The 20,830-nt window shown below is 64.7% G+C and carries 21 protein-coding genes; 13 read left to right on the forward strand and 8 right to left on the reverse strand.

Annotated features, from left to right (window positions below):
• Positions 1-197 precede the first annotated feature (197 nt).
• Together AB4097_RS00165 and AB4097_RS00170 are read left to right on the forward strand one after the other, a co-directional pair.
• The gene (locus tag AB4097_RS00165) at positions 198-2,144 is read left to right on the forward strand and encodes a potassium transporter Kup (RefSeq protein WP_442036035.1); all 1,947 of its coding nucleotides are present in this window, start codon (positions 198-200) and stop codon (positions 2,142-2,144) included.
• A gap of 43 nt (positions 2,145-2,187) precedes the next feature.
• Positions 2,188-2,739 carry a GNAT family N-acetyltransferase gene (locus tag AB4097_RS00170; protein ID WP_442036037.1) on the forward strand — a complete coding sequence of 184 codons (552 nt, stop codon included), beginning with the start codon at positions 2,188-2,190 and terminating at the stop codon, positions 2,737-2,739.
• Positions 2,740-2,748: 9 nt separating this feature from the next.
• Here the strand turns inward: AB4097_RS00170 and AB4097_RS00175 are convergent, their stop codons facing one another.
• The gene (locus tag AB4097_RS00175; protein WP_442036039.1) at positions 2,749-3,675 is read right to left on the reverse strand and encodes a polyprenyl synthetase family protein; all 927 of its coding nucleotides are present in this window, start codon (positions 3,673-3,675) and stop codon (positions 2,749-2,751) included.
• A 103-nt stretch (positions 3,676-3,778) separates the two neighbouring features.
• On the opposite strand from AB4097_RS00175, the gene mtgA reads away from it, so the two are divergent.
• The 3 genes from mtgA to AB4097_RS00190 all read left to right on the forward strand — a co-directional run bounded on the left by mtgA (position 3,779) and on the right by AB4097_RS00190 (position 6,725).
• Complete coding sequence (gene mtgA / locus AB4097_RS00180) at positions 3,779-4,465, forward strand: monofunctional biosynthetic peptidoglycan transglycosylase (protein ID WP_442036041.1); 687 nt, start codon at positions 3,779-3,781, stop codon at positions 4,463-4,465.
• A 152-nt stretch (positions 4,466-4,617) separates the two neighbouring features.
• Positions 4,618-4,803 (forward strand): 50S ribosomal protein L32, encoded by a 186-nt coding sequence (rpmF, locus tag AB4097_RS00185; protein ID WP_009493255.1) that lies wholly within the window; start codon positions 4,618-4,620, stop codon positions 4,801-4,803.
• A 290-nt stretch (positions 4,804-5,093) separates the two neighbouring features.
• A complete protein-coding gene (locus AB4097_RS00190) occupies positions 5,094-6,725 on the forward strand; it encodes an EAL domain-containing protein (RefSeq protein WP_442036044.1) in 1,632 nt (543 codons plus the stop codon).
• Positions 6,726-6,732: 7 nt separating this feature from the next.
• On the opposite strand, the gene phaR is transcribed toward AB4097_RS00190, so the two are convergent.
• Entirely contained in the window at positions 6,733-7,308 is a 576-nt protein-coding gene (phaR, locus tag AB4097_RS00195) for a polyhydroxyalkanoate synthesis repressor PhaR (protein WP_442036046.1), read from the reverse strand.
• Between the two features lie 235 nt (positions 7,309-7,543).
• Between phaR and AB4097_RS00200 the strand changes: the two genes are divergently transcribed.
• The 3 genes from AB4097_RS00200 to AB4097_RS00210 all read left to right on the forward strand — a co-directional run bounded on the left by AB4097_RS00200 (position 7,544) and on the right by AB4097_RS00210 (position 10,442).
• On the forward strand, positions 7,544-8,722 hold the full coding sequence (locus tag AB4097_RS00200; protein WP_442036048.1) for an acetyl-CoA C-acetyltransferase: 1,179 nt from the start codon (positions 7,544-7,546) through the stop codon (positions 8,720-8,722).
• A gap of 178 nt (positions 8,723-8,900) precedes the next feature.
• Complete coding sequence (gene phbB / locus AB4097_RS00205; RefSeq protein ID WP_442036050.1) at positions 8,901-9,626, forward strand: acetoacetyl-CoA reductase; 726 nt, start codon at positions 8,901-8,903, stop codon at positions 9,624-9,626.
• 69 nt (positions 9,627-9,695) lie between these two features.
• Entirely contained in the window at positions 9,696-10,442 is a 747-nt protein-coding gene (locus AB4097_RS00210) for an SDR family NAD(P)-dependent oxidoreductase (protein WP_442036051.1), read from the forward strand.
• Here the strand turns inward: AB4097_RS00210 and AB4097_RS00215 are convergent, their stop codons facing one another.
• Complete coding sequence (locus tag AB4097_RS00215; protein WP_442036053.1) at positions 10,443-10,922, reverse strand: MepB family protein; 480 nt, start codon at positions 10,920-10,922, stop codon at positions 10,443-10,445. It lies immediately after the preceding gene.
• A gap of 195 nt (positions 10,923-11,117) precedes the next feature.
• On the opposite strand from AB4097_RS00215, the gene yddG reads away from it, so the two are divergent.
• Entirely contained in the window at positions 11,118-11,993 is an 876-nt protein-coding gene (yddG, locus tag AB4097_RS00220; protein ID WP_442036055.1) for an aromatic amino acid exporter YddG, read from the forward strand.
• On the opposite strand, the gene AB4097_RS00225 is transcribed toward yddG, so the two are convergent.
• Together AB4097_RS00225 and gloB are read right to left on the reverse strand one after the other, a co-directional pair.
• Complete coding sequence (locus tag AB4097_RS00225) at positions 11,965-12,729, reverse strand: GNAT family N-acetyltransferase (RefSeq protein ID WP_442036057.1); 765 nt, start codon at positions 12,727-12,729, stop codon at positions 11,965-11,967. The two genes, yddG and AB4097_RS00225, sit on opposite strands and share 29 nt — an antisense overlap.
• A 33-nt stretch (positions 12,730-12,762) precedes the next feature.
• Positions 12,763-13,530, reverse strand: a complete 768-nt coding sequence (gene gloB, locus AB4097_RS00230) for a hydroxyacylglutathione hydrolase (RefSeq protein WP_442036059.1) — start codon at positions 13,528-13,530, stop codon at positions 12,763-12,765.
• A 114-nt stretch (positions 13,531-13,644) separates the two neighbouring features.
• Between gloB and AB4097_RS00235 the strand changes: the two genes are divergently transcribed.
• From AB4097_RS00235 to AB4097_RS00250, 4 genes are all read left to right on the forward strand, one after another.
• The gene (locus AB4097_RS00235; protein WP_442036061.1) at positions 13,645-14,490 is read left to right on the forward strand and encodes a class I SAM-dependent methyltransferase; all 846 of its coding nucleotides are present in this window, start codon (positions 13,645-13,647) and stop codon (positions 14,488-14,490) included.
• Between the two features lie 138 nt (positions 14,491-14,628).
• A complete protein-coding gene (locus tag AB4097_RS00240; protein ID WP_442036063.1) occupies positions 14,629-15,582 on the forward strand; it encodes an acetyl-CoA carboxylase carboxyltransferase subunit alpha in 954 nt (317 codons plus the stop codon).
• 259 nt (positions 15,583-15,841) lie between these two features.
• Positions 15,842-17,131, forward strand: a complete 1,290-nt coding sequence (locus AB4097_RS00245) for a L,D-transpeptidase family protein (protein ID WP_442036065.1) — start codon at positions 15,842-15,844, stop codon at positions 17,129-17,131.
• A gap of 179 nt (positions 17,132-17,310) precedes the next feature.
• Positions 17,311-17,832, forward strand: coding sequence for a hypothetical protein (locus tag AB4097_RS00250; RefSeq protein ID WP_442036067.1), 522 nt, complete (start codon positions 17,311-17,313; stop codon positions 17,830-17,832).
• A 61-nt stretch (positions 17,833-17,893) separates the two neighbouring features.
• On the opposite strand, the gene AB4097_RS00255 is transcribed toward AB4097_RS00250, so the two are convergent.
• The 3 genes from AB4097_RS00255 to abc-f all read right to left on the reverse strand — a co-directional run bounded on the left by AB4097_RS00255 (position 17,894) and on the right by abc-f (position 20,793).
• Complete coding sequence (locus tag AB4097_RS00255) at positions 17,894-18,601, reverse strand: protein phosphatase CheZ (protein WP_442036069.1); 708 nt, start codon at positions 18,599-18,601, stop codon at positions 17,894-17,896.
• A gap of 5 nt (positions 18,602-18,606) precedes the next feature.
• Positions 18,607-18,990 carry a response regulator gene (locus tag AB4097_RS00260; RefSeq protein ID WP_114943316.1) on the reverse strand — a complete coding sequence of 128 codons (384 nt, stop codon included), beginning with the start codon at positions 18,988-18,990 and terminating at the stop codon, positions 18,607-18,609.
• Between the two features lie 180 nt (positions 18,991-19,170).
• Positions 19,171-20,793 (reverse strand): ribosomal protection-like ABC-F family protein, encoded by a 1,623-nt coding sequence (abc-f, locus tag AB4097_RS00265; protein ID WP_442036071.1) that lies wholly within the window; start codon positions 20,791-20,793, stop codon positions 19,171-19,173.
• Positions 20,794-20,830: the final 37 nt, after the last annotated feature.

Raw genomic sequence — 20,830 nt, forward strand, 5'->3', positions numbered from 1 at the left:
GCAGCAAGCGGGGCCATGGAACCTCAGGCGAAATTCCGTTTTTAAGCTAAAGCGCGATGTGCTAGAGAGCGCGCCGCGCCGGCAATGACGGCCGCTGCGCTCAATGGAGAATTGGGCGGAGAACAAGCCGCCCTTCGTCGTTTTCAGGGTGTTTCAACAAGGGCCGTCTGCGGGTACGCTCGCGAAGAAAAGCACACATGGCAGAACAGCACGCCGTCGCCCCGGGACATGCAGATTCCGCGGCCCCAGAGGCCACCTTACCGGACAGCCACTCCAAGGCGAGCTTCTGGACCCTGACGCTTGGCGCCATCGGCGTCGTTTATGGCGACATCGGCACCAGCCCGCTTTACGCCATGCGGGAGACGGTGATGGCCGCTACCGGCGGACACCACGGAACGCCCGTTCCCCTGACCCGCGAACTGGTGATCAGCATCCTGTCGCTCCTGCTGTGGGCGCTGATCCTCACGGTTTCCGTCAAATACGTAGGCCTGCTGCTGCGGGCCGACAACAAGGGCGAGGGCGGTTCGCTGACCCTGGTCGCCCTGGCGCAGCGCGCACTTGGACGGAGAAGCCTGCCGGTGCTCATGATGGGCATGGCGGGCGCGGCCCTGTTCTACGGCGACGCAGCCATCACGCCGGCGATCTCGGTGCTGTCGGCCCTCGAAGGCCTGAAACTCGTCACGCCGACGTTCGAGGCCTATGTTCTGCCCGCCGCCCTGGTGATCCTCATCGCCCTCTTCACCGTGCAGAGCCGCGGCACCGGCAAGGTGGCGGCCTTTTTCGGCCCGCTCACGCTCCTGTGGTTCATCTCGATGGCCGGCCTCGGTCTGATCCATATCGCCGACGACTGGGAAGTGTTCCTGGCCTTTAATCCGTATTACGGCGTCTCCTTCCTCCTGACGCATCCGGGCACCGCCTTCGCTATTCTCGGCAGCGTCTGCCTTGCCGTGACCGGAGCCGAAGCGCTCTATGCGGATCTCGGCCATTTCGGCCGCAACCCGATCCGAGTGGCCTGGGGCACCGTCGTCTTCCCGGCGCTTGCGCTGAACTATCTCGGTCAGGGCGCCCTCGTCCTGTCCAACCCGGAAGCCATCACCAATCCGTTCTTCCTCCTGGCTCCCCCCTGGCTGCTCCTGCCCCTCGTGATCCTCGCGACGCTCGCGACCATCGTGGCGAGCCAGGCCGTGATCACCGGCGCCTATTCCCTGACCCGTCAGGCCGTGCAGCTCGGACTTTTGCCGCGCCTGGAGGTTCGCTTCACCTCGGAGACGCACCAGGGGCAGATCTACCTGCCGCGGGTGAACTGGCTTCTTCTGTGTGCCGTCGTCGGCCTCGTGCTGCTCTTCGGCTCCTCCAGCAGCCTCGCCAGCGCCTACGGCATCGCGGTCTTCGGCACTATGGTGGTCACCACCCTGCTCGCCTGTCTGGTGATGAGCCGGAGCTGGGGCTGGGGCCCGGTGAAGACCGGCCTCATCATGATTCCCCTGCTGCTGATCGACCTCACCTTCCTGTCATCGAACCTCGTCAAGCTTCTCGACGGCGGCTATGTCCCCCTGATCATCGCGAGCATCTTCTTCGTGGTCATGTGGACCTGGGTGAAGGGAACCCGGATCCTGTTCGACAAGACCCGCAAGATCGACGTGCCGTTCCTCGAACTGGTACAGATGCTGGAGAAGAGCCCGCCGCACCGGGTGAAGGGCACGGCCGTGTTCCTGACCAGCGACCCGGATACGGCGCCGGCCGCCCTCCTGCACAATCTCAAGCACAACAAGGTGCTGCACGAGAAGAACGTGATCCTCACCGTCAACAGCGCGGACGTTCCCCGCGTCGAGGACGAGGACCGCGTCGCCCTCGAGCATGTGGGCGACTCGTTCTGGCGCATCCGCCTGAGCTACGGCTACATGGAAACGCCCAACATCCCGCGCGGCCTCGCGATCCTGCGCAAGCAGGGCTTCAAGTTCGACATCATGGCGACGTCGTTCTTCCTGTCACGGCGCTCGATCCGTCCCGCGAGCCAGTCGGGCATGCCGCTGTGGCAGGACAAGCTCTTCATCAGCCTGGCGAAGTCGGCAAGCGACGCCACGGACTTCTTCCAGATCCCGACCGGACGCGTTGTGGAAGTGGGCACGCAGGTGACGGTGTAGGCCTGTTGCCCTTGAGTTCGGGCGATGTCAGTCTGGGCGGTCCATGACAGACATCGCCCTCGTTCGCCCGAGCCTGAACTGGCTTCCCTTCTACGCCGACGCCCTCGCGCGGGGCTGGTCGCCCAACACGGACCAGGATGTCAGCCGCGAGCAGCTCTTCCAGCTCCGGCGCAATCCTGAGCGCTTTCTCCGCGACCTCTACCATAGCGCCATGGTCCTGCTGCCGGACGGGCGCGAGGTGCCCCGCCTCCCGGCCCACGATTTCTGGATCAGCGACGGGGAGTTCTGCGGCCGCATCGGGTTTCGCTTCCAACGGGGAACGGACGACCTGCCCGTCGCCATCTACGGTCATATCGGTTACACGATCGTACCCTGGAAGCAGCGGCGCGGCTATGCCACGCAGGCGCTTCGCATGATCCTACCGGTCTGCCGCTCGGAAGGCTTCTCGCAGGTGCTGATCACCTGCGACGACGACAACGAGGCGTCGCGGAAGGTCATCCTCGCCAATGGCGGCGTGCCCGCAGGCTCGGTTCCGCACAACCGCCGCCCCGGTCACGTGAAGCTGAAATTCTGGGTGCCGACAGTCTCAACTTAAAGTTGCCCTTTAAACCTGCCGCTCCACCACGAAGCGTACGGCTTCGCGCAGGATCTGCGCTTGCGGGCCGAACCCGTCGAGAGCGCTTTCTGCCTTCTCCGCGAGCTGCCGGCACTCGCGCTGGGCGCCCTCCATCCCGAGCAGGTCGACGAGGGTGGCCTTGCCCTTCTCCTGGTCCTTTCCGGTCCGCTTGCCGAGGGCTTCCGAGGTGGCCTCGCGATCGAGGATGTCGTCCGCGACCTGGAAGGCCGCCCCGAGCGCCCGTCCGTATTCGACGAGCTTCCCGCGCGCCGCGGCATCGGCCTGCCCCAGGATCGCGCCCGCCTCGACCGAGAAGGTCAGGATGGCGCCTGTCTTCATCATCTGGAGCAGCCGCACGTCGGCCTCGCTCATGGTTGCGGTTCCGTAGCGTCCCTCGGCGGTCAGGTCGAGCAGCTGTCCCCCGACCATGCCGCCCAAGCCCGAGGCGCGGGCGAGGCCGAGCACGAGGTCGGAACGGACGGCCGGATCTCCGGCCGTCGCCGGATCGGCGAGGACCTCGAACGCAAGGGTTTGCAGGGCATCGCCCACCAGGATGGCGGTCGCCTCGTCATAGGCCTTGTGGACGGTCGGACGCCCCCGGCGCAGGTCGTCGTCGTCCATGGAAGGCAGGTCGTCATGCACCAGGGAATAGCAGTGCAGGAGCTCGACCGCGCAGCCTGCCCTGAGCGGCCCCTGCCCTTCCACCCCGAAGAGGCGCGCCGCCTCGATGGTCAGGAACGGACGCAGGCGCTTGCCGCCTCCAAGGACCGCATGACGCATGGCGGCCATGAGGCGGGGCGGACGGGCAAGCTCGCCGGGAGCGGCTTTGTCTGATAGCAAGGCTTCGAGACTTGCTTCAACAACCCTCGCGGCGTCGGAGAGCCGTGTCGTGAAAGTGCTGGTGGATGGCGTCATGATGAGCCTGAATTCGGATGGAGCCGCCGCTCCGCCCGAGGGGAGCGTTGATGGACGAGCGAGGCCGAAATGGACGCTGCGGTCGGGACGGCCGCGGAAGCCGATGACGGTCGCCCGCTTTCTCCGCCGAGTCGTTCAGATCGGCCTTGGTCTCATTCTCTTATGGGTCGGGGCGGTCTTTTGGCTAGGCCTTTTGTACTGGGCCGTGCCCCCGGTCTCGACCCTGATGCTCGGCCGCTGGCTCACCCTGCAGCCGGTGGAGCGGGATTTCGTCAGGCTCGATGAGATTTCGCCCAACCTGCCTCTTGCTGTCATGACGTCGGAGGACAGCCGCTTCTGCGAGCATAATGGCGTGGACTGGAATGCGCTCTGGGACGTGATGGAGGCCGCCGACGAAGACGGACCGTCCCGTGGCGCCTCGACAATTCCCATGCAGGTGGCGAAAAACCTCTTCCTGTGGCCGAGCCGCTCCTATCTTCGCAAAGGGCTGGAGATCCCGGTCGCTCTCTACCTCGACCTGATCTGGTCGAAGCGGAAGATGATGGAGGTCTATCTCAACGTGGCCGAATGGGGCGACGGCGTCTTCGGGGCCGAGGCGGCCGCCCAGAAGTATTTCCGCAAGCCGGCCAGGAACCTGACCCGTCAGGAAGCGGCCCTGCTTGCGCGGGCCCTGCCCAATCCCCTGGTGCGCAATCCTGCCCGCCCGCGGTCTGGCCACCGGGCCCTGGCGGGCCAGCTCCAGGCGCGCATGGAGCGAGCAGCCCCCTTCAGCGATTGCCTCAAGCCCTGAAGACATCCCTGCGGCAATGAAAAACCCTCGGATTGCTCCGAGGGGCTAGATATTTCCCCAAAGACCTTGTATGAGGCGCAACCTCATCAAGTTTGAGATGTGAGCGTTCCCCGGTTGAGCGGGCGCTCCGCTATTTTAACCGGAGACGAGAAATGGCCGTTCCAAAAAGAAAAACGTCGCCTTCGCGGCGCGGAATGCGTCGCTCCGCCGATGCCTTGCAGGCCCCGACCTACATCGAGGACAAGGATTCCGGCGAGCTGCGCCGCCCTCACCATGTTGACCTGAAGACCGGCATGTACCGTGGCCGTCAGGTCCTCAAGGTGAAGACCGACGCGTAATCGACGCGACATGCGACAATCCGAACCGGCGCCTCAGAGCGCCGGTTTTTTTATGCCCGCAATCCCCAAACACCCTGATTTCTCTTCGCTTTTTACCCTTCATTAAACCTGAGGGCGGATCCTGTACCCCACGGCGCATCGGGCGGAAAAGTGGATCCGGTTTTCCGCATCAACGATGCGCCAATCATAGAGAATGAGCATCGGATCCGATGCTCTGATTTCCCGGGCAGTCAGGCTTGTGAAGGCATCTTCGGCCACCCCGGTTCGTGCGTATTTCGAGGGTGAGTGTGATGGCGACGAAGAGGCAGGGCCGGACGGGGCTTTTCAAGGGCGTTTCCCGGCCGCGACGTCAAGCCTCGCGGAGCCCTCTCCCTGCGACGGTCAGCGTCCTCTATACCTGGGACATGGTCTCAGATGCCCTCACCTGGGGGCCCGGCGCTGCCAAAACCCTTGGCCTGCCGGCGAAAGACCTGCCGAAGACAGGCCAAGGCTTCTCTCACCTGGTCGAACCCGGCTGCGGCCTGTCCCGTCAGAATGCCATCGCGTCAGCCGAAACCCTGAGCGGCGCCTATGAGACCCGGTATGCCCTTCGCTTCGACCCTGACCGCGTGGTGCTGGTCGAGGATGCGGGTCGGTGGCAGCCGGATCCCCATGGGCTCCCGGCCTTCGCCCGCGGTCAGCTGCGCCTTGATCCGGTTCCGGGCGCGCGGGACCAGCTGCCCGCGATGCTGAAACAGCGCTCGGAGCTTCTGTGCAGCATTCAGAACGGCATCAATGAAGCCCTGAGGGTGTCCCAGACCTGCACCCTGATCGTCGGTGCCCTCGACAATGAGGGGGCCGACGCGATGGCGGAGATCGCCCGGAAGGTGCGCCCGATGATGCGTCGCCACGACCTCTTCACCATCCTCGGATCCCATCGCTTCGCCTTGACCCTGACCTGCTGCCCGGCCGCCGATGCTCCAAGCGCCATGAGGCGCCTCGCCGGGCTCCTCAAGGATCACCCGGCCGTCGCCTCGCTGAAACTGGGGGCGGCCTGCGCGCCGGACCATACCTTCAAGGCCACCAAGCTGCTGCGTTTCGCCGAGCAGGCCTTGGCCTCGGGTCTTGAGAGCGGGGAAGCCTGCAAGCTCTACGACGCACGCCCGAAGCTCCCCTCCCGGGCTGCCGACCGAACCCCGTTCGACTGGGTCGACGCCCTCAACAGCCGGAGCCTGACACTCGCCTGCCGGCCGCTGGTGGAGGCCCAAAGCCGTGCTCCGGCCCTGATGCAGGCCTGTGCTTCCCTACTAGGTTCTGAAGGCCATCCACTCCTGCTCGGCCCGGTGCCGAGGCTCAAGGACACGAACCTCGCGCTCCTTGTCGACGGACGCGTGCTGGAGCTTGCGGCCGATCACCTGAAGGACCATCCCGGCCAGCGCTTGGCGCTACCGGTCTCGGCCAAGACCCTGCAGGATGCCGAATGGCTGCCCATGCTGGCGGCCCATCTCGGGGCTCGGCCCGGCATCGAGTCGCGGCTCATCGTCGAGGTTCCCGAGGCGGCCCTGGCCGAGTGCCGGACGATTCTGGGCCGTCTCCATGCCATGAAGGCCCTAGGCGTCGGCGTCGCGCTCACCGGCTTCGGAGCGGGCTACGTGACGCCGGACCAGCTGCGCATGCTGCCTGTCGACCTCCTCAAGATCGACGGCGTCTTCATCCAGCCGCTCAAGCGCTCGACCGGCGACCGGCTCACCGTCAGGACCTTGATCGACAGGGCCCAGCATCTCGGCATCGCCACGGCGGCGGAATGGGTGGAGGACGAAGCCACCGCCCGTCTGCTGACGTCCTGGTGCGTGGATTACCTGCAAGGCGGGCTGTTCGGCGAGCCGGAGGCCGTGCCGCAGGCTTCGAGCCTGCAGCGGATGCTGAAGAAGGCGCGCGGCTGAAACCGGACTACTTGCTCGCGAGCTTGTCGAGCTTGGCCTGCATGTCGGCCATCTGCTGCTTCAGGCGGTCGAGGTCGTTCGCCTCCTCACCCTTGGCTGCCGGCTTTGCCTCTGGCGCTCCCGACGAGGCCTGAGGGAAGGGCGAGAACATGCGCATCGCTTCCGTGAAGAAGCCCATGTTCTTGCGAACCTGCTCCTCCATGGCCTGGAAGGCTCCCGGTCCGAAGGCCTGCGCCATCTGCTCCCGGAGCTTCTGCTGCTCCTGGGACAGATTGTTCATGGAAAATTCGAGGTAGCTCGGCACCAGGGCCTGCATGCTGTCGCCGTAGAAGCGGATCAACTGGCGGAGCACCGTGACGGGCAAGAGGTTCGGCCCCTCCTTGTTCTCCTGCTCGAAGATGATCTGCGCCAGAACCGAACGGGTGATCTCCTCGCCGGATTTCGCGTCATAGACCACGAAGTCCTCGCCCTTGCGCACCATGCCGGCCAGATCTTCCAGCGTCACGTAGGTGGAGGTGCCCGTGTGGTAGAGGCGGCGGTTGGCATATTTCTTGATGACCGTCGGTTGTTTGTCCGTCGCCATTTCGCCCGATACGCTCCCGGGAATACCACCATGGCCGACCTCCCCGATCCCGATCCGCAGGCTGCCAGCCGTTCATGATTATAAGTCTTATGCCGGACGATCAAAGCGTCAAAAGTCTAAGGCGCGTCTGAGCAGGGTTGCATGATCCGGTCCTTGACATCCTACCCCCTGGGGATTTGATCGACCCGGCACTACATTCATTCTGCGACCAGACAATCAGCATGAGGAGAGAGGAATGGCCGGAGACAGGATCGTCATCGTCGGCGCGGCGCGCACCCCCGTCGGCTCGTTCAACGGAGCCTTCGCCAACACCCCGGCTCATGAGCTTGGCGCCATCGCCATCAAGGCGGCCCTCGAGCGCGCCAAGGTCGAAGGCGGGGAGGTGGACGAGGTGATCCTCGGCCAGATCCTCACCGCAGCCCAGGGCCAGAACCCGGCCCGTCAGGCCGCCATGGCGGCGGGCGTCCCGCAGGAAAAAACCGCCTGGGGCCTCAACCAGCTCTGCGGCTCGGGCCTGCGCACGGTCGCCATCGGCATGCAGCAGATCGCCAACGGCGACGCAAACATCATCGTGGCGGGCGGCCAGGAATCCATGTCGCTGGCGCCCCACGCGGCTTACATGCGCTCCGGCACCAAGATGGGCGATTTCAAGCTCATGGACACCATGCTCAAGGACGGCCTGATGGATGCCTTCAACGGCTACCACATGGGCAACACCGCCGAGAACGTGGCCCAGCGCTGGCAGCTCACCCGCGAGGAGCAGGACCAGTTCGCCACCGGCTCCCAGAACAAGGCCGAGGCCGCCCAGAAGGAAGGCCGGTTCAAGGACGAGATCACGCCCGTGACGATTGCCTCCCGCAAGGGCGACATCGTCGTGGACCAGGACGAGTACATCCGCGCCGGCACCACGGTCGAATCGCTCGCCAAGCTGCGCCCCGCCTTCTCCAAGGAAGGCACGGTCACGGCCGGCAACGCCTCGGGCATCAACGACGGCGCCGCCGCCATCGTGCTGATGACGGAAGCCGAGGCCGAGAAGCGCGGCCTGACCCCGCTCGCCCGCATCGCCTCCTGGGCGACCGCCGGCGTCGATCCGGCCATCATGGGCACGGGCCCGATCCCGTCCTCGCGCAAGGCGCTGGAGAAGGCCGGCTGGAAGGTGTCCGACCTCGAACTCGTCGAGGCCAACGAGGCCTTCGCCGCCCAGGCGCTCGCGGTCAACAAGGACATGGGCTGGGATCCGGCCATCGTGAACGTGAACGGCGGCGCCATCGCCATCGGCCACCCGATCGGCGCATCGGGCGCCCGCGTGCTCGTGACCCTGCTGCACGAGATGGGCCGGCGCAACGCCAAGAAGGGGCTCGCGACCCTCTGCATCGGAGGCGGCATGGGCGTGGCCATGTGCCTGGAGCGCTAAAGCGCCCTGACGCACCGAAACTGCTAAAACGTCATGAAGCTCCGGAAATTCCGGAGCTTCTCTCTTTCCCGTTCCGTCAAATATCCTAAGCTATGTTGTGGGGGCTCGGATCGAGCCACCCGACAATGAAGGGATCCTCGAGAGATCCGCACGGGAACGGTCTTGGGAAGGAAACAGCATGGCGCGTGTTGCATTGGTCACCGGCGGCACCCGCGGCATCGGTGCCGCGATCTCAAAAGGCTTGAAGGATGCGGGCTACAGGGTTGCCGCCAATTACGGCGGCAATGACGAAGCCGCCAACCAGTTCAAGCAGGAGACCGGCATCCCGGTCTTCAAGTTCGACGTTTCCGATGCGGCATCCTGCGAGAGCGGCATCAAGGCCGTCGAAGCCGAGCTCGGCCCGGTCGACATCCTGGTCAACAATGCGGGCATCACCCGCGACGGCATGTTCCACAGGATGACCTACGATCAGTGGTCCGCCGTCATCCGCACCAACCTCGATTCCATGTTCACCTGCACGCGCCCCGTGATCGAGGGGATGCGGGAACGCGGGTTCGGGCGCATCATCATCATCTCGTCCATCAACGGCCAGAAGGGCCAGATGGGACAGGCGAACTATTCCGCTGCGAAAGCGGGCGTGATCGGCTTCGCCAAGGCGCTGGCGCAGGAGAATGCCAACAAGGGCGTCACGGTCAACGTGATCGCGCCGGGCTATATCGCGACCGAGATGGTGAAAGCCGTCCCCGAAGAGGTTCTCAAGTCGAAGATCCTGCCGCTCATCCCCGTCGGCCGTCTCGGCGAGGCGGAGGAAATCGCCCGCAGCGTGCTCTTCCTGGCCGCAGACGAAGCCGGCTTCGTCACCGGCTCGACCCTGTCCATCAACGGCGGCCAATACATGGCCTGACCAGCACGGCATCGTCCCGGACCCGGGACGATGCGCCGTATCCGGCCTGCAACACGGAGTATGTGAGGGATGAACCGCATCGACATGGCGGGCAAAACCGTCGTGATCACGGGAGGGGCCCGCGGCATCGGCTATGCGATCGGCGAGCGCCTCGTGCAATCGGGCGCTCGGGTCGCCATCTGGGATCTTCGCCTCGACGAATCCCAGACCAGCGCCGCCGCGCTCTCGCAAGATTGCCTCGGCGTGAGCGTCGACGTCTCCGACAGCCTGTCGGTCGAGCACGCCGCGCAGCAGACCCGCGCCGCCTTCGGGCGCATCGACGGCCTGGTGAACGGCGCCGGGATCACGGGGCCGGTCAAGCCTCTCGTCGATTATTCCGTCGATGAGTGGCGCAGCGTCGTTGAGGTCAACCTGACCGGCACCTTCAATTGCTGCCGCTCCATCGTGCCGATCATGCAGGAGAACGATTACGGCCGCATCGTCAATATCTCATCGGTCGCGGGCAAGGAGGGTAACCCGAACCTCGCCGCCTACAGCGCCGCCAAGGCCGGGATCATCGGGCTCACCAAGTCGCTGGGCAAGGAACTGGCCAAAACCGGGATCGCGGTGAACTGCATCACACCGACCACCGCCAAGACGAAGATCCTCGATTCCCTGACCCCGGAATTCATCGAGTACATGCGTGTGCGCATCCCGCGCGACCGCTTCGCCGAACTGCACGAGATCGCCGCCATGGTGACCTGGATGCTCTCCGAAGAGAACTCCTTCACCACGGCCGCCACCTTCGATCTCAGCGGTGGGCGCACGACCTATTAGTCATTTCTCCAGACCATAGAGCATCCGAGCTCTTGTATTGTCCAAAGGGCGATCTCCGAGGATGTCTAAGAAATAATCGCGTTGCCAATGCTGTGTTTGCAATGCTTGGCGGCTGGTCGGCTGATCCCAAGGTGGATAAACGCGCATGCCGCGCTTACCGCCTTTACCATCCTTCGCAACGATATCGTGATCGCGCAAAACTGACTTTGGGAAGACAAACTGGCCCAAACACCGATCTTTACGGCAGCTGATCACGAAAAGATCGTCCGGATCGGACATATCGAAAGGCCGGATCGGACCGCCTCCAATACGCTTCCACAAGGTTACGAACTGCCCGACTTTTGTCGGTGTGATCTTGGCAACGCGGAAGCGCAAGGCCAGACCGCTTAGGTCGATCGTACACGCACCATATTCTGAGCTTTCCTGTTCCAGTTTCGGCTCTGAGCATTCGAACCCGTTCGGAACGTAGACGAGCATCATCGCAGCCCTAACATCCTGATGAGCTTTTAAGCCGGTAGAATTCAAGAAAATGGCCTTTCGGACAAATGCGCCTTCGCCTCTCCCCCTTTACAACCTTGATGAAATTTTTGCCAACCAAGTGCGATAAAATTACAAAAAATCGAAAATTCCGTTCCTGAGCTTCGCTTCCGTTAGAAAGACATGCTAGTGGCGGCCATGACGACTCGCACCGCCACCTCCATCGGCCTCATCGCCATCCTGCTCTGGTCCATGCTCGCCCTGTTCACGGCGGCGACGGGCACGATTCCCCCGTTCCAGCTCAATGCCATGACGTTCCTCGTCGGCGGGCTGGTCGGCGTGGGGAGCTGGATCGTGCGGCCTCAAGGGCTCAAGGCTCTGCGGCAGAAGCCCGTCGTCTGGGCCTTGGGCATCGGCGGCCTGTTCGGCTATCACGCGCTTTACTTCGCGGCCCTGCGCTGGGCGCCTCCAGCCGAGTCGGGGCTGATCAACTATCTCTGGCCGTTGCTGATCGTGCTGTTCTCCTCGCTTTTGCCCGGCGAGCATCTGCGGCGGGCGCATATCGTGGGAGCGCTGCTCGGATTTGCCGGCGTCGTCGTGCTGATCGCCGGGCGCGGTGCCTTCGACGCACGCGCCGAATACATGCCGGGCTACATCTGCGCCTTCGTGGCCGCCTTCGTGTGGGCCGGCTATTCGGTGCTCTCCCGCCGTTTCGGCCAGGTGCCGACCGATGCGGTGGCGGGCTTCTGCCTCATGACCTCGCTCCTGAGCCTCGTCTGCCACCTCGCCTTCGAGACCACAATCTGGCCTGAGACGACGACGCAATGGCTCGCCCTTCTGGCACTCGGCCTCGGCCCGGTGGGCGCGGCCTTCTACGTCTGGGACATCGGCATGAAGCGCGGCGACATCCGTTTCCTCGGCGTCGCCTCCTATGCGACGCCGGTGCTGTCGACCCTGCTGCTGGTGGTTGCCGGTTATGCGGAGCCGACCCTGACGCTCGTACTCGCCTGCGGCCTCATCGTAGCCGGCGCGCTGGTCGCCACCCTCACACCGAAGAAGACCGTCCCGGCATGACCCGGTGTGTGTAGCGGTAGGCGGTCTCGAAGCCGAGCGTGCCATAGAGCGCACGGGCGATCTCGTTTTCCTCGCGCACCTGCAGATAGGCGGTATGCGCGCCCTCCCGGCAGCCCCAGGCCATGAGGCTCGCCACCACGCGGCGGCCCAGGCCGATTCCGCGCAGGTCCGGCGCCACAACGATGTCGTAGAGGCCGACATAGCCGCGCTCCACCACGCCGAGCCCCCAGGCGACCGGCCTCTCGTCGAGGCTGAGGGTGGCATATGCCGTCTTCTGACGGATCCGGGAGACGATCCTCATCAGGGTCTCGTCGTCGGCCTTGTCGCCGCCATAGGATTCCGCCGCCGCCCGCACCCAGCGCTTCGAAGCCTGCGGCTCGATATTGACTTCCGGGTCCATCTCGCAATCGCCGCTCTGGATCGAGGCCGCAAGGACATGCGTGGGCTCGATATCCTTGAACCCGCGTTCCTTCAGCAGCTCGTCCGCCTGAGGCGCCTCTATTCCGTTGAGGCGGAAGGTGGGACGAACATTGGCCTCCACGAAGCGCGCGATCATGTAATCGAGAAGCTCGTCGTCGAGGCCGATATCCGACCGGAAGGGCGTCGCCGAATTGGCCCGCTTCGAATAGCCGTTCGCCAGCCGGAGGACCCAGCCGTCGTAGAGCTGATAATCGAACGAGGGCCAGGCGTTCAGGAGACGGCTCTCGAGTCCGATGATGAGGCTGTGATCGTTCATGAGGCTGTCGGCTCCTGCAAGGTCATGCCCTCATCAGAACCTGTTCTTCCACTCGCGCAAGGCCTGAAACACCTCCACGGGCGCCGCTCCTTCCTTATGAACGGATTTCGCGAGCTCAGGCTCCCCGGCCCGCAAAAACGGGTTTGTGGCTTTCTCCCGACCGATGGTCGTCGGCACGAGGAAACGACCCTCGGTCTTGGCCTTCTCGGCTTCCGCCGTCCGCGTCTTCAGGGCCCCGTTATCCTGATCGGCGGCGAGCGCGAAGCGTGCATTGGACAGCGTGTAATCGTGCCCGCAATAGACCCGCGCCTCGTCCGGCAGGGAGGCGAGACGCTGCAGCGTGGCCCAGAATTCCGCGTAGGTTCCCTCGAACATGCGCCCGCAGCCAAGGGTGAACAGGGTGTCGCCCGCAAACAGTGCCCGATCCTCCGCGAACCAGTAGGAGACGTGGTCCAGGCAATGGCCCGGCGTCTCCCAGACATGCGCCTGCAGGCCGCCCACATGCACCGTATCGCCCTCGCGCACATAGGTATCGGCGGACGGGACCGCCTCGCGCGCCTTGGCCGAAGCCACGACCCGGCAGCCCGTGCGGCGCTTCAACGGCTCCACGGCCTGCACGTGATCGGCATGGCGGTGCGTGACGAGGATGTCGGTGAGCTGCCAGCCGGTCCGGGCGAGAGCCTCCAGGATCGCCCCCTCGTCCGGCGCGTCGATGGCCGCGCAGGCCCCCGTATTGGGATCGTGGACCAGAACACCGATATTGTCCTGGAGGCAGAGAAAGGCGTGGATCTGGGCGGACATCGAGGCACCTCGTCTTGATGTGCTCTGAGCTATCATGGAACAGTCGGCGCGTGAAACCAGACCCGGATCCGCAATCGCTTGCCGGTCCGGGTCGAGAGGCATCCTGTTGAGGGCATGAGCATCGACATTACCGATCTGCGCGGCTTCTACGCCAGCCCGTTGGGAGCCGTGACGCGCCGATTCGTCGGACGCGCCATCGACCGGTTCTGGGGCCCGCTCACGGGCCTGCGCGTGCTCGGCCTCGGCTATGCGCCGCCCTATCTCTCGGCCGTGAAGGACGAAAGCGAGCGGACGCTGGCCTTCATGCCGGCGAACCAGGGGGTGGTGAACTGGCCCAAATCCGGCGCCTCGGCCTCGGCGCTCGTCGACCCGCTGATGATGCCCCTGCCCGATGCCTCCATCGACCGCGTCCTCGTGGTTCATGCCCTGGAGACGGTGGAGAGCCCGAGCGAGCTTCTGCATGAGATCTGGCGCATCCTCACCCCGGGCGGGCGGATCATTCTGGTGGCCCCCAACCGGCGCGGCCTGTGGGCACGCATGGACACGACCCCCTTCGGCTACGGGCAGCCCTACAGCCGCTCGCAGCTCAAAAGCCTCATGCGCCAGACCTGGTTCTCCCCCGAGGGCTGGGCCGAAACCCTCTATGTCCCGCCCTTGCGCAACCGCCTCCTGCTCCAGAGCGCCCAGGCCTGGGAACAGGTCGGCGCCAGGTTTTCGCTGCCGTTCGCGGGCCTTCACATCGTGGAGGCGACGAAGCAGCTCTACCGGCCGGGAGCCGTCCATGCGGTGCGCCGCTCCCGGCGCCTCTCACCGGTTTTCGTCCCGGCTCCGGCCGCCCCTGCCTCGCGAATGGCGTCGCCGTCCTTGATTCCGCCGGGTTTTACAGGAGTAAGTTCAGCGCATCGTGCGGAAAAGTGGCCCCGGTTTTCCGACCTGTACGATGCGCAGTTTAAAAACTGAGCATCGGACCCAAAAGTGGGCCCACTTTTGGGTCCGATGCTCCAGGCTCAACTTGACTTGAGTCCTCCAAAACGCCAGTGTCCGGCCCGCTTCGGCAGGGCTATCCGGTCACGCCGGCCTTCATGTTCATAGAGTCTGATGCGCAGTTATCTCGATTTCGAAAAGCCCGTCGCCGAGCTGGAAGCCAAGGTCGAGGAGCTCCGGGCTCTCGGTGAGAACCGGGACGCCGTCTCCATCACCGACGACATCTCGCGCCTGGAGGTCAAGGCGGCCGACGCCCTGAAGGAGCTCTATGCCAAGCTCACGCCCTGGCAGAAGACCCTGGTCGCGCGCCATCCCCAGCGTCCGCATTTCGTCGATTACTGCGCCGGTCTCATCACCGAGTTCACCCCGCTCGCCGGCGACCGCAAATTCGCCGAGGACGAGGCCATCGTCGGCGGCTTCGGCCGCTTCCGCGGCCAGCCCGTCTGCGTGATGGGCCAGGAAAAAGGCTACAACACCGAGACGCGCATCCGGCACAATTTCGGCATGGCCCGCCCGGAGGGCTACCGCAAGGCCGTGCGCCTGATGGAAATGGCCGACCGGTTCAACCTGCCGGTTATTTCCTTCGTGGACACCGCCGGAGCCTATCCCGGCATCGAGGCGGAGGAGCGCGGACAGGCCGAGGCCATCGCCCGCTCGACCGAGATGCAACTGGCCCTCGGCGTGCCGAACGTCTCCGTCGTCATCGGCGAAGGCGGTTCGGGCGGCGCCATCGCCATCGCCACGGCCAACAAGGTGCTGATGCTGGAGCACGCCATCTACAGCGTGATCTCCCCGGAAGGCGCGGCTTCGATCCTCTGGCGCGACGCGGCCCGCGCCCAGGACGCGGCCACCAACATGAAGATCACGGCCCAGGATCTCCTGCGGCTCGGTATCATCGACAGCATCGTCACGGAGCCCGTGGGCGGCGCCCACCGGGATCCGCAGGCGGCCATCCAGGCCACCGGCAACGCCATCGAGGAAGCCCTGCACGACCTCGACAATATGGGCCCGGCCGAGATCCGCGACCACCGCGCCGACAAGTTCCTCAATATCGGCCGCAAGCTCTGAAGCTGCCTTCTCGTCAGGGCTCGCCCGACCCTCGGGCGGGTTCCTCTGGCGGATCCGCCCCTCCTTTACCCCGGAAGAGACATTCGTCTCTCCGATGAGCGGTGCCGAAACCTCTCGCAACCGGGTCTTTTACCTCCGATTCAGCATAACTCCGTTACGGCACCGCTTGCAGTAAGGGCCAGTTAAGGCTAACGATTTAGGGGTTGAAGGGGAACTGACCGGCACAGACGCCGGCAGATCAAAAATTGCGGGGTCCCCCATGATGAAGCGTTTTGCATTGGCCGCGAGCCTGGTGCTCGCGCTTGCCGCCTGTCAGGACGACCAGTTTTCCCGTAGCTCCACACGACACCTTGTGCCGATTCCGCCTGCCACGATGGCGTTGATGTCGACCAAGGGCATGTCCAAGGAAGACCCTATCCTGGTCCGGGCCTATAAGAAGGAATCGGAGCTGGAGGTCTGGAAGCGCGGCTCCAACGGGAAGTATGCGCTCCTCAAGACCTACCCCATTTGCCGCTGGTCGGGCCAGCTCGGCCCCAAGACCCGCGAAGGCGACCGCCAGGTGCCGGAGGGCTTCTACACGGTCACCCCGGCCCAGATGAACCCGAACTCGGCCTATTACCTGTCGTTCGATACCGGCTATCCGAACGCATACGACCGATCCTTCGGCCGTAACGGCGGCGACATCATGGTTCACGGCGCGTGTTCCTCGCGCGGCTGCTTCGCCATGACGGACCAGAACATCGCCGAGATCTACGCCATCGCCCGCGAGGCCCTCGGCGCCGGTCAGCGGGGCTTCCAGTTCCAGTCCTATCCGTTCCGGATGACGGCCGAGAACCTGGCCAAGCACCGGCTCGACCCGAATATCGGCTTCTGGAAGAACCTGAAGGAAGGCTCCGACACGTTCGATGTGTCGAAGGAAGAGCTGCGCGTAGCCGTCGCCAACCACCGCTACACCTTCAACGTGGATGAGAGCACGATGGCCTCCGTGGCGCAGAAGCAGCGGCACGACGAGCAGGAGGTGGCCGAGCTGGTCGCCAAGGGCGAAAAGCCGATCAAGCTCGTCTACAACGACGGCGATACGCACGAATCCTTCCGCGCCGCCCTGGCCAGCGCCTCGGGCGTGTCCGACAGCAAGCTCGGTTTCGTGAGCCGCACCGAGGGCATTTCTTCGGGTCCGCAGCAGATCGCGCTCGACGACAGCGGCCGCGAGAAGATCGACACGCCGTCGACCGCGCTCGCCTTCGCGTCGATGAGGGAGGTGCCCGCCTCGCGGCCTGAGCGCAGTCAGGCCGAAAGCCGCGTGGCAGTGACCCAGCAGACCGCGCCGGTCGCAACCGCTGCTGCGGCGTCCTCCGCGCAGGAGACGCCCTTCTACAAGAAGATGTTCAGCGGCGTGACCGACCTGTTCAGCACCTCGGACGCACAGCCCGTGGCCGCGACGGTCCAGGTCGCTCCGGCTCCCCTCAAGGCGGCGGCACCGGCGATGAAAGCCGTGCCGCAGAAGAGGGCGCAGGCTTCCACCGGGGTCAATGTGGCAGCCGCCAACTGAACCGCTCCTTCCGATATAAGACGCAAGAGCCCGCCTCACCGGCGGGCTTTTTGTTTATGCTGCTGGGACGTCACGCCGCTCCGGAGCGAAAGCGCGGATCGGCGGTTGAATAGGACCGGCTGAGCGCGTCGAGCGGAACCCACAGATGCGCCGGAGCGCCGGACCCAAGGGAGGCATCGATGCATGACCTTTCGTCCCGCCGAGCCTATGGCGCCATTCTCCTGGCCTGTGCCGCGACCGGGGACGCGGCCGCCGCGCCGGCTGCTTTCGACCTCTACGCCGGATCCTTCTCCGCGACAGGCACCATCCTGGAAGGGCCGGACGCCAGCTCCCATCGGGTCAGTTGCAGCTTCACGATCCATCAGCAGGGATCGACGGATCTCTCGCTCCAGGGCACGTGCCGGGCTTACCTGATCATGGCGAGATCGGTCAGCGCCCGCCTGTCATGGGATCCCCGGTCCGGTCAGGTCACAGGCACGTATACGGGCTCGCGGGTCGGGACGGCCCTGCTCAAGGGCCGTCAGGTGGGAAAGGATTTCGACCTGGCCATCGAATGGCCGCGGCCCCTCTATGGCGACACGACGGCTCGGATGCGCGTGGCCAGCCTCGATGCGGGCAGCTTCCGGATCGTCGTCACGGACCGCATCGGCACGAACGGCCCCCTCCGCGCCACGACCGACCTCACCCTCCTCCGGCAGTGACCAACGGCAAAAAGCCCGGCACGATGGCCGGGCTTTGACTGCTTTCGCGGTGCAGGCCCGATCAGCCGAACAGGGCGTCGATGGCATCCTGGGAGGTGCGGTTCGGGTCGCCGTCGAGGGCCGGCCCGTTCAGCAGGGCCTCGTCCCCTTCACGGTCCGGCATCTGGAAGGCGTCCACGTCGTTGAAGCTTTCGAGACCGCCCCAGATATGCGCCATCTGGGTCACGCGCTCCTCGATGAACTTCATCGAACCGACGACCTTGCTGATGCGCTGACCGGTGATGTCCTGGAAATTGCACGCCTCGAAGATCGTGATCACCTTGTCGGAGATCCGTTGGGTCATCGCAGCCTCCTCGCCGGACAGGCGCGAGGAAAGCGTTCCGGAGATCTCGTCGATCTCCTCGGCGGCTGCCAGGATGCTGTTGGTGGCCGCTTCCGTACCGGAGACAACGGCGCCCAATTCATCCGTGACGCTGGTCACCTGCCCGCCCGGCGTGTGGGAATGCAGGGTTGCGATCTCCCGCTTCGTGCGCTGGATCGATTCCGTGATGGCGTCGAGCTCTTCCTTGAGCCTGAGCGCCTCGCGCAGATCGGTACGGATCTGATCCAGGAGAGCCTTGGAAGCCCCGCTGTTGGGCTCGAGTGCCGCATGAATGGCCGCCATGCCCCGCATGAGCTCCGCATGCCGCCGGGCGGCGATGCTCTCGCGGGACTGAGCCAACAGGTCCAGGCTCAAAGGGTCGAAAGAGACGGGTGGCGGAAGGCGCATGGCGGCTACTCGCCCAGCACCGCGGCGATCTTCGAGCGCAGGGTCTCCGCGTTGAAGGGCTTCACGATGTAGTTGTTCACGCCCGCCTGCTTGGCCGCCACGACGTTCTCGGTCTTGGCCTCGGCGGTGATCATGATGAAGGGAAGGGCATTCAGCTCCGCGTCGGCGCGAACCTTCTGAAGCAGCTCGAATCCGGTCATCGGCGCCATGTTCCAATCGGAGATCACGAGCCCGTATTTCTTCTCCTTGAGCTTGCCCAGGGCTTCCGAACCGTCCTTGGCCTCGTCGACATCGGTGAAGCCGATCTGCTTGAGGAGATTGCGGATGATGCGCAGCATCGTCTGGTAATCGTCCACGATGAGCACCGGAAGGGAGGTATTCAATGCCATGATGTTTCGGCCCGAACTGAGAAAGGGTTGCGGATCGGACCCTTCGGCAGGGTCCTGTTCCAAAAAGGTTGTCGTGTCCTTGCCTTATTCACGACGATGCTTGCCTAAAGCTGACGTAGCGACATCAACAAAAAGCCCGGCACGCTGGCCGGGCTTTTTGTTTCACTCTTCTGAGCCTGCTCAGTGGCGCAGACCAGGGGCCTCCTGGCCGGTGCGTGCCACATACTCGGTGTAGCCGCCGCCATATTGATGGATGCCGTCCGGCGTGAGCTCGAGCACGCGATTGGACAGGGCGGCCAGGAAGTGACGGTCGTGGGAGACGAAGAGCATGGTGCCTTCGTATTTCGACAGGGCCTCGATCAGCATCTCCTTCGTGGCCATGTCGAGATGGTTCGTGGGCTCGTCGAGAACCAGGAAGTTCGGCGGGTCATAGAGCATCTTGGCCATGACGAGGCGCGCCTTCTCGCCGCCGGAGAGCACGCGGCATTTCTTCTCCGCGTCGTCGCCGGAGAAGCCGAAGCAGCCGGCGAGCGTGCGAAGCGATCCCTGCCCGGCCTGCGGGAACGAATCCTCCAGAAATTCGAACACCGTGCGGTCGCCTTCGAGGACCTCCATGGCATGCTGGGCGAAATAGCCCATCTTCACGCTCGCGCCGACCGTGACCGCCCCGTCATCGGGCGTCGCGGAGCCCGCCACCAGCTTCAGCAGGGTCGACTTGCCGGCGCCGTTGACGCCCATGACGCACCAGCGCTCCTTGCGGCGCACGGCGAAATCCAGTCCCTCATAGATGGTGCGGCTGCCATAGCGCTTGTGCACGCCCTTCAGGCTGACCACGTCGTCCCCGGAGCGCGGAGCGGGCAGGAAGTCGAAGGCCACTGCCTGGCGGCGCTTCGGCGGCTCGACCCGGTCGATCTTCTCCAGCTTTTTGACCCGGCTCTGCACCTGGGCCGCGTGGGAGGCCCGCGCCTTGAAGCGCTCGATGAACTTGATCTCCTTGGCGAGCATGGCCTGCTGGCGCTCGAACTGGGCCTGCTGCTGCTTCTCGTTGAGCGCCCGCTGCTGCTCGTAGAATTCGTAGTCGCCGGAATAGGTGGTGAGTGAGCCGCCGTCGATCTCCATGATCTTGTTGACGATGCGGTTCATGAAGGCGCGGTCGTGCGAGGTCATGAGCAGCGCACCATCGTAGCCTTTCAGGAACTCCTCCAGCCAGATGATGCTCTCGAGATCCAGGTGGTTGCTCGGCTCGTCGAGGAGCATCACGTCCGGTCGCATCAGGAGGATGCGGCCAAGCGCGACGCGCATCTTCCAACCGCCCGACAAGGCTCCCACGTCGCCGTCCATCATCTCCTGGCTGAAGCCCAGCCCGGCCAGCACCTCGCGCGCTCTCCCCTCGAGGGAATAGCCATCCAGCTCCTCGTAGCGTGCCTGCACCTCGCCATAGCGCTCGATGATGCGGTCGAGATCGTCCGCCTTGTCCGGGTCCACCATGGCGGCTTCCAGCTCCCGCAACTCGGCCGCTACGGCGCTGACCGGGCCTGCGCCCTCCATCACCTCGGCGACGGCGCTGCGGCCGGCCATCTCGCCCACATCCTGGCTGAAATAGCCGATGGTCACGCCGCGATCGACGGAAACCTGCCCCTCGTCGGGCAGCTCCTCCTTGTTGATCATCCGGAAGAGCGTCGTCTTGCCCGCGCCGTTCGGACCCACCAGGCCGATCTTCTCGCCCTTCTGAAGGGTTCCAGAAGCCTCGATGAAGAGAATCCTGTGGCTGTTCTGCTTACTGATGTTCTCGACGCGAATCATAAATCGTCAGGCCTGGCGCATCGTGCGGAAAGAGGTC

The sequence above is a fragment of the Microvirga sp. 2MCAF35 genome (genome assembly GCF_052115545.1).
GTDB lineage: Bacteria > Pseudomonadota > Alphaproteobacteria > Rhizobiales > Beijerinckiaceae > Microvirga.

Excerpts from the sequence above, each read along its gene's own strand:
- phbB (WP_442036050.1), top strand. The coding sequence starts at position 8,901 with ATGGCGCGTGTTGCATTGGTCACCGGCGGCACCCGCGGCATCGGTGCC.
- AB4097_RS00190 (WP_442036044.1), top strand. The coding sequence starts at position 5,094 with ATGGCGACGAAGAGGCAGGGCCGGACGGGGCTTTTCAAGGGCGTTTCC.
- mtgA (WP_442036041.1), top strand. The coding sequence starts at position 3,779 with ATGACGGTCGCCCGCTTTCTCCGCCGAGTCGTTCAGATCGGCCTTGGT.
- AB4097_RS00255 (WP_442036069.1), bottom strand. The coding sequence starts at position 18,601 with ATGCGCCTTCCGCCACCCGTCTCTTTCGACCCTTTGAGCCTGGACCTG.
- AB4097_RS00260 (WP_114943316.1), bottom strand. The coding sequence starts at position 18,990 with ATGGCATTGAATACCTCCCTTCCGGTGCTCATCGTGGACGATTACCAG.
- AB4097_RS00225 (WP_442036057.1), bottom strand. The coding sequence starts at position 12,729 with ATGAACGATCACAGCCTCATCATCGGACTCGAGAGCCGTCTCCTGAAC.
- AB4097_RS00165 (WP_442036035.1), top strand. The coding sequence starts at position 198 with ATGGCAGAACAGCACGCCGTCGCCCCGGGACATGCAGATTCCGCGGCC.
- AB4097_RS00240 (WP_442036063.1), top strand. The coding sequence starts at position 14,629 with ATGCGCAGTTATCTCGATTTCGAAAAGCCCGTCGCCGAGCTGGAAGCC.
- abc-f (WP_442036071.1), bottom strand. The coding sequence starts at position 20,793 with ATGATTCGCGTCGAGAACATCAGTAAGCAGAACAGCCACAGGATTCTC.
- AB4097_RS00210 (WP_442036051.1), top strand. The coding sequence starts at position 9,696 with ATGAACCGCATCGACATGGCGGGCAAAACCGTCGTGATCACGGGAGGG.
- AB4097_RS00235 (WP_442036061.1), top strand. The coding sequence starts at position 13,645 with ATGAGCATCGACATTACCGATCTGCGCGGCTTCTACGCCAGCCCGTTG.
- AB4097_RS00250 (WP_442036067.1), top strand. The coding sequence starts at position 17,311 with ATGCATGACCTTTCGTCCCGCCGAGCCTATGGCGCCATTCTCCTGGCC.
- AB4097_RS00245 (WP_442036065.1), top strand. The coding sequence starts at position 15,842 with ATGATGAAGCGTTTTGCATTGGCCGCGAGCCTGGTGCTCGCGCTTGCC.
- rpmF (WP_009493255.1), top strand. The coding sequence starts at position 4,618 with ATGGCCGTTCCAAAAAGAAAAACGTCGCCTTCGCGGCGCGGAATGCGT.
- AB4097_RS00175 (WP_442036039.1), bottom strand. The coding sequence starts at position 3,675 with ATGACGCCATCCACCAGCACTTTCACGACACGGCTCTCCGACGCCGCG.
- gloB (WP_442036059.1), bottom strand. The coding sequence starts at position 13,530 with ATGTCCGCCCAGATCCACGCCTTTCTCTGCCTCCAGGACAATATCGGT.
- AB4097_RS00215 (WP_442036053.1), bottom strand. The coding sequence starts at position 10,922 with ATGATGCTCGTCTACGTTCCGAACGGGTTCGAATGCTCAGAGCCGAAA.
- AB4097_RS00200 (WP_442036048.1), top strand. The coding sequence starts at position 7,544 with ATGGCCGGAGACAGGATCGTCATCGTCGGCGCGGCGCGCACCCCCGTC.
- phaR (WP_442036046.1), bottom strand. The coding sequence starts at position 7,308 with ATGGCGACGGACAAACAACCGACGGTCATCAAGAAATATGCCAACCGC.
- yddG (WP_442036055.1), top strand. The coding sequence starts at position 11,118 with ATGACGACTCGCACCGCCACCTCCATCGGCCTCATCGCCATCCTGCTC.
- AB4097_RS00170 (WP_442036037.1), top strand. The coding sequence starts at position 2,188 with ATGACAGACATCGCCCTCGTTCGCCCGAGCCTGAACTGGCTTCCCTTC.